This is a genomic window from Gordoniibacillus kamchatkensis, from assembly GCF_000829455.1.
GTDB lineage: Bacteria > Bacillota > Bacilli > Paenibacillales > NBRC-103111 > Gordoniibacillus > Gordoniibacillus kamchatkensis.
The window spans coordinates 15646-30096 of the sequence record NZ_JXAK01000067.1 but is presented as its reverse complement, the minus strand read 5'-3'; the positions used below and the strand labels follow the sequence as shown (position 1 = coordinate 30096).

The following is a 14451-nucleotide window of genomic DNA, read 5'->3' as shown; positions in this document are numbered from 1 at the left end:
TGCTGCCGCGTCCGCAGCTGGAGCGCCTGCTTGTCCAGCTCGGCCTCCTCGCGCTGCAGCCGCTCCAGCCGGGCGGCAAGATCGCTCAAAAACGTCTCGCTCTTGTCCAGCCTGCCGCGCAGCTCCTCCGCTTGCCGCTCCTTGGCGCGCAGCGCCTCCAGCTCGGCCGGGACGTCCAGCCCGGCCAGCTGCGGATAGCGCTCCAGCCAGTCCGCTTCGCCGCGGGCATGGGCGGCTTCGACTGCAGCCGCTTTGCTCTGCTGCGACTGCAGCTGCTGCTCAGCGGCAGCGAGCTGCGAGGCGAGCTGCTGCACCCGCCGCTCGGCGGCGCGCATTTCGCCTGCTATGCGAGCCGCGAGCGTCTCGAGCGCATCGGCTTGCCGCTCGCCGGCGGCGAGCCAATGGCGCAGCGTCCGGGTGAGCTGTTCAACCGCGGCCGGCTCCGCACCGCTATGTATCGGGCCAAACGTGCCGGCAAGGTCAGGGCCGGTTTGCGAGACCCCCGAAGAGGACTCCGCGAGTGCATCGGCAGCATCGGCCAATGCGCCGTTCGCTCCGACCTTTCCTGTCACACTGCCATCCGCACGCAAACGATCGGCGACGCCTTTCGCATCATCACGCGCCCCGGCAGTCACGCCTCTGCCGTCATCCTGCTTCAGCAGCTCGGACAGCAGCGCCTCCACAGCCGCTTCCGCGGCCACGGCCGGCTCCGGCCTGACGGCGCCAAGCGCCGCTGCAGCTTCCTGCCACCCGTCCCGCACAGCATCCGGGAGCAGCAGCGTTGCTTGCTTGCCGGCCGCGCGCCAGCGAAACGCCAGCTGCCGCAGCGGCAGCTCCAGCCCGCGCAGAGCGGCGAGCTGCGCCTCCCACGCCGCTTCGCCGCGGGCCGCTGTCCGGCTGTCCTCGCGCTCAGTTCCAGGAACCGAAGCCGAAGCTGCCGATGCCGGAGCCGGATGATGCGGCGATCCGCATACCGGGCACGGCTCGCCGTCCTGCAGCGCCGCCGCAAGCCGCTCGGCAAGCGCGTGCCGCTCCTCGCTCTCGCGCTCCCGCTTCGCCGCCTCCAGCCCCGACGCCGCCAAATCCTGAAGCACCGAAAGCGCCGCTTCCGCTGCCGCCAGGCTTCCCTCGCCCGGCCCCGATGCGGCCAGTCCGCGCAGCACATCTGACGCCAGCGCCTCATGCGCCTGCTTCGCTTCTCCAAGCTCAGCCTCAAGCGCCGCCCTGTTATCCCTTCCCGCCGCCAGCTCAGCGCGCAGCTCGCCGAGCTGCGCCTCCGCCGCACGCAGCGCTTGCCGCTCCTGTGCCGCCGCCTGCAGCGTCTGGCTTTGCTCGACGCTGACCGAACAACGGCCGAGCTCTTCCTTCAGCTCGGCTTGGCGCTGCAGCGCCCGTGCCTTCGTTTCCAGCTCTTTGTGCAGCGCGGCCCGCACATCCGCAAGCCGCCGCTCGGCGGCCGCCGCCTCCGTCTCCAGCGCCGCTGCGCTACGCACGAGCCGCTCGTGCTCGCGCTCGAGCTCGAGCGCCTGCTCCAGCTGGGCGATTCGCGCCAGCTGCGGCTCCTCCCGCTCGCGCAAGGCGCTGCAGCCGCCTCGTACGCGCCGCGTGCCGCCGCCGCGGCCTGCTCCGCTTCGCGGTAGCCGGCTTCCGCCGCCGCGGTGCGCTCCTCCGCTTGCGCCGCCTGCTCGCGCGCGCTCCGCAGCTGCGCGAGATACGGCCGCAGCCGTTCCGCCTGCTCGCCGAGCGCCAGCCGCCGCTCGAGCTCGCCTACTTCCGGCTCGCGTTCCGCGAGCGCCGCCAGCTGCCGCTCCAGCGCTTCCTGCTCCTGCTGCCACTCCACCAGCTGCTTCAGCTCCGCATGGCGCTTCTCCGCCGCCTCCAGCTCCGTCTGCGCAGCCGCCGCTTCCTGCTCCGTTTCCGCGGCGCGGGCCGCAGCCGCTTCGACCGCTTCCGCCGAAGCGTCGCCGAGCCCTTGCTGCTCGGCGGCGATTTCTTTTTGCTGCCCGTCCGCTTCCTTAAGCTTAGCGGTTACTTTTGCCGCCAACCTGTCGCCGTACTCCTCGAGCCGGAACAGCCGCTGCAGCATAAGCCGCCGATCTTTGCCCGTCAGCGTCAAAAACTCCGCAAACTTGCCCTGCGGCAGCACGACAGCCCTTGTAAAATCGGGCATCGACAGCCCGAGCAGCTCCTGCACCTGCGAGTTTACGTCGCCCGCCTTGTCGGCGAGCACGACCGGCTCTTCGGGGACGAGCTTTACGAGCCGGCTGACCGTCTGGGTAATGCCGCTTTCGCCGCTCCGCTTGAACTGGCGGTCGACGCGATACCGCTCCGCCCCTTCCGGCCTGGACAATTCGAACGTGAACGAGACGGCAAGCGTCTGTTCGGCCTGGTTCATAATGCCCTGCGTGCCGCCCGGGGCCCGCTCGACTTTGCCGTAAAGCGCCAGCGTAATGGCGTCGAGCACGGACGATTTGCCGCTTCCCGTCGGGCCGAAAATGCCGAACACCCCGGCGTCGGTCAGCTTCGTAAAATCGATCTCCTGCTTCTCCCGGTAACTTTGCAGCCCGGCGATTTGCAGCGCTATCGGACGCATGCGCGTTCCTCCCTTCCGGCTTAACTTGCCGCTTCGCTCTCATCCTCGTCCTTCATCAGCTTCAGGAACAGCTCGACAAGCTCCGGCTCCGGCTGCGCGCCCCCTGTCTGGCGGGCGTAAAAAATGCGAAACAGCTCGTCGACCGGCAGCCCCGCCTGGCGCTCTGCGGCGGCGGCTTCCGCCTCCGTCTGCGGATATACGGGCCGAATATGTATCAAGCCGTCACGCCGCTTGCGCAGCTCGTGAATGTCCTCCAGGCTCATCGCCTCGGTGACGTGCACTTCCAATTCGATCCATGCGTTCGGATCGCGGCCTTCGTCAAGCCAGGCGCGCACTTGCGCCAACCCTTCCGTCGCCTTCCAGCGGACGAGCGGCCGGCCGCTGGACAGCCATATTTCCTGCGGCTGTACGGTTTTGTCGCCGGGCGCCACATCGACCACAGTCACCGATTTGGCCTGTCCCGCTTCGGAAAAGCTGTATGCGAGCGGCGAGCCGCAGTATCGCAAGAGCGACGGCGCTTTCACCGTTTGCGGCCGGTGCAGGTGGCCGAGCGCCACGTACTGCGCCCCCGCGCACAGCGCCGACGTATCGACCGTGTACGCCCCGCCTACCTGGATCGGACGCTCCGAATCGGATTCGGCCCCGCCGAGCACGTACAAATGGCTCATCAGCAAGTTGACCGAATCCGGGCGGAAAGCGGCGGCTTCCCGCGCCACCAGTCTGGCGATCCGCTCCGAATACGCGCTGCGCAGAGCCTCTTCGCTGGCCTCGTCCTCCAGCAGCTCCCCGAGCCGCGACTCGGACGGATACGGCAGCGCGTACATAAGCGCCCGCTCCCCGGTCCGCGCGATGTCAAACGAAAGCAAGCCCGCCGCCGGCAGCCCGACAAGCGTAACCCCCTGCCCGCCGGCCAGCGGCGCCGAGGCGGCCAACCGTTCGGGGTGGTCGTGATTGCCGGCAATGATCGCTACAGGCCGCTTGCCGCCCTCAGCCAGCCGCGACACGCCTTCGTAAAACAGCTTCTCCGCCGCCGCCGGCGGGTTCACCGAATCGTACACATCGCCCGCAACGAGCACAAGATCGATCCGTTCTTCGCGCACGATGGCCGTCAGCTCGTCCATGAACGCCGCCTGCTCCTCAAGCCGGCTGCGCCCCTCCAGCGTGCGCCCGAAATGCCAATCCGCCGTATGCAATATGCGCATGTTCTGTCACTCCCTTCCGACTACAGTTCAACGACTAACGATCCGTCAAAATAGTACACATACCGTCCCGCTACTTTCCGCCGCCAAATATGCTCCACAGCGCGGGCATACAGCGTCAGCTGGACGCGGTACCTCTCGCGCAGCATATCCAACGGAACGCCGCGCACGGCGTCGGTTTTGAAATCGAGCAGCACAAGGCCCCTTTCGTCCTCAAACAGGCAGTCGATCACGCCCTGAATGAGCACCGGTTCAGGTTCCGGCAGTTCTATGCCGGCACCGCCCGCGTACGCTTCCTCCGACGACAGCGCATAAGAGAACGGCAACTCGCGATGCACTTTATGCGCCTGTAGCAAACGAGCGCCAAGCTCGGTAGCGAAAAAAGCTTCAATCGGCCCGGGATCGAGCGCTTCGCGCTGCGCCGCCGTGAGCAGCTCCAGCTGCACCATGCGGTCCATCGTCTCGAGCACCGATTGCCTCGTTGGCGCGCGGTCGAGGGGAATCGCCTGCATCACCGCGTGATACGCCGTTCCCCGCTCGGCCGCCGTCAGCCGGCGCTCCTCCATGAAGCGCGGCCGCCGCGCAAGCGCGGTGCGAAGCGCCGCCAACCCGGCCGCGGAACGTTCGCTCCCAAGTCCTGCTTCGGATGCGGCGGCGGAACCTAATCTTCCTATTGCTCCATCAACCGCCGCATCGGACGGCACGGCGGCGATGTCCGCCAGCTTGCGCTCGTGCAGTCGCTTCATTTCCGACACCGTCGTTTTGGAGAACAGCTTCGTTGCCGCCTCGAACGGATACGTCCAGCCAAGCGCCCGCTCTACCGCTTCCAGCAGGCTCGCTCCGCCTGCCGCGCCCGGGCCGCCTGTCGCATCGGAACCGCTCCTTCCAGCGCCGGATCCTTCAGATCCGCCGCTGACGACAGCTCCTTCGCATCCGTCTATTCCGTCCGAACGTGCGGGTGCAACGGGTCCTCCGCTTCCATCAGCTCCCTCGCTTCCGTCTATTCCGTCCGGGCCTCCTGCAGCATCAAGTCCGCCGCTTTCAGCGACTCCTTTGTATTCGTCGAGCCTCCCGGGTTCCATAGCCCTAACGCCGCCGTCAACCAACGCGGCGAGCGCCTCGTGCGGCACCGGCTCGAGGCGGCGCAGCGCTTCTCTCAGCTCCGGGTCCGGCATCGTTCTTTGCTCGCCGGCCGTAACGCGCAGCGACGAGGCCGGGATGACGGCAACGTTCCATTGTGACGCTTCTTGCTTAAGCCAGCCCGGCAGCCTGCCGCTCCAGCCGATACGGTCGCGCCACGCTGCGCCTGCGGATGTCTGAGCAATGCCGGCCCGATCCAGTCGAGGTAGCAGCGCGCTTTTGCCAGCTCATGCTCTGGCAGTTTCCGCTCCGGCTGCTCGAGCGTGCGGCTCCACTTGCGCAGCAGCTTTTCCGCGGACGGCGCCGTACCGAGCAAAATGAGCTTCTCCCGGGCCCTCGTCAAAGCGACGTAAAGCACCCGCATTTCCTCGGCGAGCAGCTCGCGCTTCATTCGCCGCTGAATGGCGAGCGCGGGCAATGTCGGATAGCCGGCGCGCAGCTCGGCATCGACGTAGCGCGGGCCGAAGCCGAGCTCCTTATGCGTGACGAACGGTTCGTTCGCATCGCTGCGGTTGAACATTTTGCCAAGACCCGCGACGAATACGACCGGAAACTCCAGCCCTTTGCTCTTATGGATCGACATGATGCGGACGACGTTCTCCTGCTCGCCGAGCGCCCGCGCCGTGCCGAGATCGCCGCCGCTGTCCCGCATCCGCTCCAAAAAGCGGAGGAAACGGAACAGCCCGCGCAGCGACGTGCTTTCGTATTGCCGGGCCCGGTCGTATAAAGCGCGCAAGTTCGCTTGGCGCTGCTGGCCGCCGGGCAGGCCGCCGACGAAGTCGAAGTAGCCCGTCTCGCGGTACAGCCGCCAAATGAGCTCCGGCAGAGCGCCTTGCCGCGCCTCCTTCCGCCACTCCTCGAGCTTTGCGAGAAAACGGCGCACCCGCCTGCGCAGGCTCGCGTTCCCGCCGTTCTCTTGAATGTTTCCGGCGGCAATCGGCGCCGCATCTTCATCGTCGGCCGCTGTCATTGGCATGCCGATGCCCGTCACAGCACTGAACACAGCCGTCTCGCCTTCGTCCGCAGCAGAGTTGGATTCAGCCGCTTCGCCGTTCTCCGGCTCAGCTTCGGCCGTCACCTTCGTCCTGCCGATGTCCGGCACGGCTGAGGACGCCGCCATCTCACCTCCGCCCGCAGCAGCCCATTGTGCATCGTCCTTATCCCCGCGCGCATATTGCCGCACGGCTTCGTAGAACGAGCCGCTGCGGTCCGCCAGCCGCAGCTGCGCCATTTCCTCGGCCGTTAGCCGGACGATCGGCGAACGAAGCACGGCTGCGAGCGGAATGTCCTGATACGGATTGTCGATGACATGCAGCAGCGACATGACGACTTCGACTTCCGTCGCCGCAAAATACCCCGTGCTCAGCTCCGCATAAGCCGGTACGCCGTACAGCTTCAACTCCTCGATAAACACCGGCGCCCACTGCTGCGTCGCCCGCAGCAAAATGACGATGTCGCGATACGATACGTCGCGGAACGCCTTCAAGCTTTTGTCGTACACCTGCATCGGAGGGCGGCCGCCTGCGCCGAGCAGCTCCTGAACGCGAACAGCGACAGCTCTTGCCTCCAGCTGCGCCGTTTCCAGCTCAAGTTTCTCGTCCTGCTCCCCGGCATCGGCCGCCTCGCCCGAGAAGTCGCCTTCGCTCTCGCCGCCGGCATCGCCGCCCGATGGCGCTGCGCCTTCGGCCTTCTCCAGCAGCAGCGCTTCGACGGGCCATTCCGCGCCCTCCGGCTCCGCATAGCCGGCTCCGTACACAAGCTCGGCCCGCTCGTCGTAGTCGATCTCGCCGACGGCGCCGTGCATCGTTTGCGTGAAGACGAAGTTGACGGCGCGGACCACTTCTTTGCGGCTGCGAAAATTGCGCGCCAGGTCGATACGCCGCCCCGGTCCTGCGCCTGTCGCCGTAAACGATTGATACTTTTCCAGAAACAGCCCCGGTTCGGCCAGCCGGAACCGGTAAATGCTTTGCTTGACGTCGCCGACCATAAACCGGTTGCCCGGCGCAGACCGGGAAATCAAGGTGACGATCGCTTCCTGCACCCGGTTCGTGTCCTGATATTCGTCGAGCAGCACTTCGGCGAACTGCTCGCGATACGCGTGAGCGGCAGCCGACGGCAGCAGCCGCTCCGGCGTAGACTGCGGGTCGCGAAGCACGCGCAGGCAGCAGTGCTCGAGATCGCCGAAATCGACGAGCCCTTTCGACTCCTTCGCTTGACTGTACATTTCCCCGAATTCGACGACGAGGTCTACGAGCGTATGGACAATCGGCGCCAGCGCCGCCAGCTCGAGCGCAAACTGCTCCGGGGTACGGCCGAACAGTTCCTCCTGCAGGCGCGACACTTGATCCTTCGCCTGGCCGCGCAGCTCCTTCACGTGCTCCTGCAGCTCTTTATCGATGTCGTCCCCTTTGCATGGCTTCAGCTTGCCGAACGAAACCGCTCCGAAGGCGCCGACGAGCGCTTCCCAGCCGCTGCCAGCGGCGTCCAGCAACTGTGATACGACGGACAGATCGTCGCGCAGTGTGCCGGCGTACGGATAGGGGCCACCCGGCGCTTCCGCCGTGTCGATCGCTTGCTGCAGCAGCGCGCCCGCGCCTTCCAGCTCCAGCTTCATGTCGCCGAGCAAGCTTTGCTGCCACAATGCCAAGGACGGCAGCTCCAGCGGCCAATCCGGCGCTTGCTCCGCGCGTGCGGCCAAAGCTGCGCTTTCCTCCGCCACGACGCTTGCGGCCGCCGCTTCCGCCAAGCCGGCTTCCAACTCCGCAACCGCTTTACCGGCCCCGGCATCCGCAGGCGCTGCACTCTCAACCAGTCCCCCAGCCTCCGTAAGCGCTGCTCTCCCATCCATCCTTCCGAATTCGGGGTCCGGCGGTGCATTGCTCTCATCCTGCACCCCGTCCCAGGCATCCGACTGTCTTTCGATCGCACCTGCCATTCCAAGTCCGGCGTCCTTCGACGCTTCGACTGCGCCCAAAATACCCGCCTCTGCATCCTTCGCCGCTTCGACTGCAACCGTCGCCACAGCGCCGCGCCCCACCGCCGCTTCGCTCCCCGCGGGCCGCGGGCCGAACCGGTTCGCCGCCGAGCGAAGCCAATGTTCCGGGTACGGATGGCTGCGCGCTTCGTCGTACAGCTTCTGAATGAGCGCATGGAAGCCCGCATCGCTTTTTTCCCCGCCGAACGCGTCGGCGGTGCGCCAAAACAGCCCGCCTTCCTCGGCAGCGGCATAATGCCGCTCAAGCATCTCCTCGAGCACGTCTTGGCGCAGCAGCTCCGCTTCCGTCTCGTTCGCGATCCTGAACCCCGGCGCGAGCCCGGCAAGCTGCTCGTATCGCCGTACGACTTCCAGACAGAACGAGTGCAGCGTCGTAATCGAAGCGCGCCCCATCAGCGCGAGCTGGCGGCGCAAATGGGCCGACGACGGCTGGCGCAGCAGCTCTTTCTCCAGCGCCTCGCGTATGCGGTGCCGCATTTCAGCGGCAGCCGCATTCGTGAACGTTGCCACCAGCAGCCTGTCGACGTCGAGCGGATCGCGCTCGTCGGTAATGCGGCGGATAATGCGCTCCACGAGCACCGCCGTTTTGCCGGAGCCGGCCGCTGCGGCGACGAGCAGATCGGCGCCTCTTACGGCGATAGCGGCCCACTGGTCGTCGGTCCATGTCGCATCCGCCGGCTTCGGAGGCACGCCGCTCTCTTGTTCAATCCCTGCGCGCTTATTCTCCATGCCGCTCACCGCTGTCGCCTCCCTCAAGCAATCGCCACGTTTCTTCTTTTCCAAGCGGCCGCAGATGGCGGTATCCGCCTTCCTCGCCGAGCGGCTCGAACTGGCATACGGACCGGTAAGGGCAATGCTGGCACGCCGTTTTTTTGCCGAGCCGGTACGGTTCGATGCCGACCTTGCCGTCCGTAATGTCCGTGCCGATGCGCCGGATTTGCCCGCGCACTTCGCTGCGCAGCGCTTCCCACCCTTGCGGCGTCACGACCGCGGAGGAGGAATAAAAGCCGCCGTCCGCCTTGAGCGCAACCGGGAGCAGCTCGGAATAGCCGTTGCGCAACCGCAAATCGCCGTCCATCATGCGCACGACGTCGGCGTCGGCCGTGACGAGCCCGCGCATTTTGAACCGTTTGCGCAGCTCCTTTGCGGCATCGTCCGGCTGCGGCCGGTTTTTATGCAAAATGAGCGGATTGTGCACGTGAAAATAAAGCACTCCGGCCGGTTCCGCCGCCTTGCCGAGCCAAGCTTGCGCGTTCGAGACGATAACGTCGAGATACGTCAGCATTTGCAGCGACAGGCCGTACAGCACTTCCGGCAAAGCGAGCGAAGTCGGTCCCGACTTGTAATCGATGACGCGCAGCAGCAACCGGTCGTTCAGCACGGCGGAGTCGACGCGGTCGATGCGGCCGACGATGTCCATGATGCGCCCGTTCGGCAGCGGCAGCGTCACGCGCCGGGATCGGCCGGCCCGGACCGAAATCGACCTCGAGGCCGAGCGGCTTGAACTCGCCCTTGCGGGCATGTTCGCCGAGCATGGCGGCAGCGCGGCCGACGATCCCTTTCAGCTTGTGCGATATGTAGCCGAACCTGCTGGAGCTCAGCAAAATTTGTCCTTGCAGCTGCGGCGCCAAGCTGTCGACTACGGCCGCCGTTCGGCGCCGCAGCTCGTCCGGCGCCAGCGCGCCCCATTCGAGCCCTTGCGCCTGCAAGCCGCGCGCGAGCTCGTTCAAAGCGGCGTGATACAGCTGTCCGATATCCGGCGCCTCAAGCCGGTACAGGCGGCGCTCCTGAAGGCGCAAGCCGTAGGAGGCATAGTGTGCGAACGGACAGGCGGCGAACGTCTCCATGCGCGACACGCTCGCCTGCAGCCGCTCTCCGTAGAGCGACATGCACGTGCCGCCGGTCAGCTCGAACTCCCGGTTCACATAAAATAGCGCCGCTACGGCAATACCGAGCCGATCCCGCCACCGGTCATGCCGGGCCAGCCAATTGTAAGCCGCCCACCATACCGGAGACATCTTCTCTCCCTGCAGCCACCGCTTCAGCTGCACCGACAAATGCGACAGCGTCCGCCCCGGTCCCGCAATGAATGCCGCCTGCCTGGCATCATCGTCCTGCGGCGACGGCTCGGCCGGCAGCAGCTGTTCGCGCACCGACGGAAACAGCGGCCGCAGCTGCGGCACGATTTCGGACGGCAGCAGCGCTTTGCCCTCCTCGTCGGCTTGCGGATACGAAATCCACAGCCGGCGGCTCGGCACCGTCAGCGCCGTATAAATAACGAACTGCTCGTCCAGCAGCTTGCGCCTGCTGTCCTCGGCGAGCGGCAGCCCGCGTTCCGTCAAGAGCGCCCGCTCCTGCTCCGTGAGCACGCCGTCCTCGCTCAGCTTGGCGGGGACGACGCCGTCGCTGACGCCCAGCAAATACGCATACTTCACTTCGCCGGAACGGGTGCGGTCCATCGAGCCGATCAGCACTTGGTCGAGCGACGGCGGCACGAGTCCAAGCTTGATGCTTTCCAGCCCTTCGTCCAGCAGCGAAGCGTACAGCTTGAGCGACGCCTCCTCTTCGCCGGCCAGCTCGACAAGCTGGTCGAACATATCCATCACGGCGCCCCACAGCTGCGAATGCTCGCGCGCTTTGGCCGGCCGGCCCGCCCGCAGTGCCTCTTCGCTCCACGCTTCCAGCTTTTCCGGGACGCGCAGCGCCAGCAGCAGCGCCATGACCGCCTCCGTCCGCTCGCGCACGGTCGATGCCGCTTTAACGGCCCGCTCGAACGGCAGCAGGGCGCGGGCGACGATCGCCCGGCACGCTTCGACCAGCTGCGTCTCCTTGTCGCGCCGGGCTATGCGCTCCGCCGGTTCCCCTTCGGCCGGTTCGCGCCGCAGGAAGCTCCACGGCTGGCCGTCCGTCCAGCGGCTGCCGTATACGCCGTAGGCGAGCACAACGTTCTCGAGCTTGTCCATCCCTTGCCGCAGCATGTCGAGCCCGAATTCCGCCGCCGGCTCGTGCGCTTCCTCATCGGTTCCGCTCCCGAACGGCAGCAGCAGCTCCGTTTTGACGCAGCGGAACACGGCGTCGTAAGGCCAGCGCCGCTCTACGACTTCCAACGCCGAGCGGATCAGCTCGACAAGCGGGTGATGCAGTACCGGCCGTTTCTCGTCAAAAAAATGAGGGATGCCGTAATCGCTCAGCGCCGTCTCGAGCAAATCGCGGTATCCTTCCAGGCTGCGCACCATAATCGCCATGTCGCGCCAGCGAACGCCGTGCTCGCGGGCGAGCCGCACCATGTCGCGCGCTGCGCCTTCGACTTCCGCCCGTCGGCTGGCGGCGGCGCGCAGGACGAGCTGCTCCTCCTCCCCCTGCGGGTCCGGGCGGTAAGCAGGCGCATGGCGCCCGAACCGGCGCTCGAAATTGCGCTCCAAATGAGCGAGCGCCGGACTGCGGCGATACCGGGGCAGCGGTTCGCCCGGCCTTTCCGGCAACACGATCGTTTCGGCCACTTCGGCGCCGCTGGCGGCGATGCGCTCCTGCAGCTGGATGCAAGTGCGAGCCGTTTTGTGAAACAAGATCAGCTCGTCGATCGTCTCTCCGGCCTCGTACAACCGGTCGAGGCACAGCGTAATCGTCACGCTGCGCGCATGTCGCATCAGCCCTTCGACGGCGGCAAGCTCCATCGGCGTAAAGCCGTGGAAGCCGTCGATCCAAATGTCCGCAGCTCGAAGCCAGCCGGAGCGCTCCGTTTGCCTAATGAGCAGCGCCAGCACGTCTTCGCCGTCGAGATACTGCTTGCCAAGCTCTATCTCCAGCTCTTTATACAGCAGCTTGACATCGTGCAGCTTGTCCTGCAGCCAGCCGCGGCCTCCGGCCCGCACTTCGGCTTCGTCCTGCTCCTCCCGCGCGTACGTTTCGAGTTCGGCGGCCGACACCCCGTAGCGCTTCAGTTCGGTCAGCAGCTCGTTCAGCTTGGCGGCGAAGCCCATTTGCTCCATTCCTGTATGAAAATAACGCAATTGTTCGCGATGCTTATGTAATAGTTTGTGCAGCAGCAGCTTTTTGCCGACCTCGTCGATCGGCACCCGCGCCGTGCCGCCCTCTTCCTGCATAATGCGCCATGCCAGCCGGTGAAAGCTGATCGCCTGGGCGCGAATCATTCCCCCCAGCCCCGGACTGTTCACGAGCGCATACTCGGCCTGAAACGTCGCCTGCTCCGGCACGAGCATAATGAGCGGCGGGCCGTTCGGCTCCTCCAGCAGCCGCTGCCGCACCTCGTCCAAGCAGCGCTGCGTTTTGCCGCTTCCCGCCCTTCCTATAATCCATCGTACGGCCACCCTGCCACCCTCGCTTCGGTATTCGCTAGATAGATTGATAGAGTTCATTTTATCATATTTTCCCCGGACAGTTCGCGCTATCGCGGTTTCCAATTGTTCGGCGACGGCAAAAAAGCCTCCGCACCCGTCCCGCGGACGTGGTGCAGAGGCTTTCATCAACTTTCGATCACGACGTGCCTTTCTCGCGGCGGCGGCCGGCCAGGCCGATCAGGCCGAGCAAGCCGATGAAGCCGAGCCAGCCCCACGATCTTTCCGGAGTGCCGGCAGAGCTGGCGTACACCGTATTGGAGCCGTCGGTACCGCTGCCGTACGTTCCCGTGAACGACGTGCCGGGCGAGTAGTTGCCGCGCGTGCCGTCGTTGTTCGTGCCGGTTCCGGTCGAACCGACTCCCGGCGTCGTGCCGGTAGCGGCGGTCGAGGCCGCGCCGACTCCGGCAGCCGGCAATCCGCTCGGCGTCTTGCCGTACGCGCCCGTTTGGCCCGCCGCCCGGTTCATCGTGCCGGACGGGTCGGCGCCTTTCGCAGCGCTCCCGGGCGTCGTCCCGGCCGCCCCGCTCGCGGACGGAGTCTCCGCGTACGCAGGCAGCGCCAAGCTGGCCGACAGCAGCAGCGCTCCCGCTGCTATGGTATACCGTTTCTTCATCGCGAATTTCCTCCTGAGGCTCAAGTTGTCGCTTCTGACAAACTTAGCTTGAGCTGCAGGGGCCGCTTTTATCCGGGCACCGTCCGGCCTTCGCCGCGGCTCCCGCAAGTTCCCCCAACGGCGACTAGCGGCGCATAACCGTCCTCGCCGTTCTTACACCCCGCGGGAACGCACCTCAAAAACGGCAAACTTCAAATAGTTTCCTTCTTCGACGCCAAGCAGCTGCGGATGGTCTTTTCCCGCGCCGCGAAACTCGACGAGACGGAGCTGCTTGCCGGCATCGGCCGCAGCGTCCTGGATCGTCTCCAGAAACAGATCGGGGCGGACGTGATACGAACAGCTCGCGGTGACGAGGAAACCCCCTTCGTTAACGAGCTTCATGCCGTGCAGGTTGATGTCCTTGTAGCCGCGGCACGCCCCTTCTACCGCCCGGCGGTTTTTGGCGAACGCCGGCGGGTCGAGGATGACAACGTCCCACGTGCGCCCTTCCGCCGGCAGCGGCTGCGACGTGTCGATTTTGCCGCTCGACCCGGCTGCCGCCCGGCGCCGGCGTTCCTCCAGCCCATGCACTTGTTTGCGCAAATAATCGAAGGCATCGGCGACGACGAACTCGACGCGGTCCGTAAACCCGTTCAGCTCCACATTGCGGCGCGCGCTTTCGATCGCGTGCTCGGAAATGTCGAGACACGTTACCTTTTTCGCTCCGTACTTGCACGCATGCAGCGTAAAGCTGCCCGTATGCGAAAAACATTCGAGCACCGTCGCTCCGTCCCAATACGGGAACGTCACTTCTTTGCCGGAAGCGTTGAACGGCGCCGTTGCAGCGGAACCGTCGGGGCCTGCGACGGCGCGCAGCTCGATGCCGCTGCGCCGTCCCCATCCGGTCATGAGCGGCTTCAGCAAAGCTCGATTTTCGCGCTGGTCGAAGAAATAGCCCGTTTTCTGGCCTTGCTCGATATCGACTTCCAGCTGCAGCCCGTTCTCTTCGATCCGCACGTGGCGGGGACATTCCCCGTACAGCACGCCGGTCCGCTGCGGCAGCCCTTCCAGTTCGCGCACCGGGACGTCGCTTCGCTCATAAATACCCAGCGGCGCAAAAACGTCGACGAGGCCGCTGACGATCGCCTCCCGCCGCACATCCATGCCGAGGTCAGTATTTGCACGACGAGCACATCTCCGAATTTATCGACGATAAGGCCCGGCAAAAGGTCCGCTTCCCCGTACACGAGCCGGCACGCCTCGGCTTCCGGCACAAAGCGGCTCCTGTAGTCCTTGCACCGCTCGAAGCGGGCGCGGAAAAACGCCGCGTCCATGTCCGCGAGCGGCTTATAGTCGACGACGCGGACGCGGATTTGCGACTGCGGATTGTAATAGCCCGAGGCTAGGAAGCGCCGCGCATGATCGTAAACGCCGACGACGGAGCCCGGCTGCGGCTCCCCTTCCACTGCCTCGACTTCGGTGCCGAACACCCACGGGTGCCCGGCTTCCAGCCGCTTTTTGCGGCTGCGGGTTAAAATGACGGAGGCCATAATCCGGTCCTTTCTTACTGTGTC

6 protein-coding genes and 2 pseudogenes are annotated in these 14451 nt (G+C 65.8%); all 8 read right to left on the bottom strand.

The genetic code is table 11. From position 1 onward, the window contains the following. Nucleotides 1-1366 precede the first annotated feature (1366 nt). A complete protein-coding gene (locus SD70_RS27400) occupies nucleotides 1367-2593 on the bottom strand; it encodes an AAA family ATPase (protein ID WP_052487943.1) in 1227 nt (408 codons plus the stop codon). A gap of 20 nt (nucleotides 2594-2613) precedes the next feature. Continuing rightward, nucleotides 2614-3795 carry an exonuclease SbcCD subunit D gene (locus tag SD70_RS27395; protein ID WP_041051526.1) on the bottom strand — a complete coding sequence of 394 codons (1182 nt, stop codon included), beginning with the start codon at nucleotides 3793-3795 and terminating at the stop codon, nucleotides 2614-2616. 20 nt (nucleotides 3796-3815) lie between these two features. Further along, on the bottom strand, nucleotides 3816-4967 hold the full coding sequence (locus tag SD70_RS34045) for a PD-(D/E)XK nuclease family protein (protein WP_052487942.1): 1152 nt from the start codon (nucleotides 4965-4967) through the stop codon (nucleotides 3816-3818). Then, nucleotides 4949-8656: a UvrD-helicase domain-containing protein gene (locus SD70_RS34040; protein WP_231571588.1), complete on the bottom strand. Its 3708-nt coding sequence runs from the start codon at nucleotides 8654-8656 to the stop codon at nucleotides 4949-4951. Before SD70_RS34040 ends, SD70_RS34045 begins: the two co-directional genes overlap by 19 nt. Further along, nucleotides 8646-9347 carry a PD-(D/E)XK nuclease family protein gene (locus tag SD70_RS39490; protein WP_269432541.1) on the bottom strand — a complete coding sequence of 234 codons (702 nt, stop codon included), beginning with the start codon at nucleotides 9345-9347 and terminating at the stop codon, nucleotides 8646-8648. Before SD70_RS39490 ends, SD70_RS34040 begins: the two co-directional genes overlap by 11 nt. A 97-nt stretch (nucleotides 9348-9444) precedes the next feature. Beyond that, nucleotides 9445-12303 (bottom strand): annotated as a pseudogene (locus SD70_RS27380) (PD-(D/E)XK nuclease family protein); the annotation flags it as partial. 118 nt (nucleotides 12304-12421) lie between these two features. Further along, nucleotides 12422-12898 (bottom strand): WGxxGxxG family protein, encoded by a 477-nt coding sequence (locus SD70_RS34035; RefSeq protein WP_052487939.1) that lies wholly within the window; start codon nucleotides 12896-12898, stop codon nucleotides 12422-12424. 153 nt (nucleotides 12899-13051) lie between these two features. Next, nucleotides 13052-14427 (bottom strand): annotated as a pseudogene (locus tag SD70_RS27370) (class I SAM-dependent rRNA methyltransferase). Nucleotides 14428-14451 lie beyond the last annotated feature (24 nt).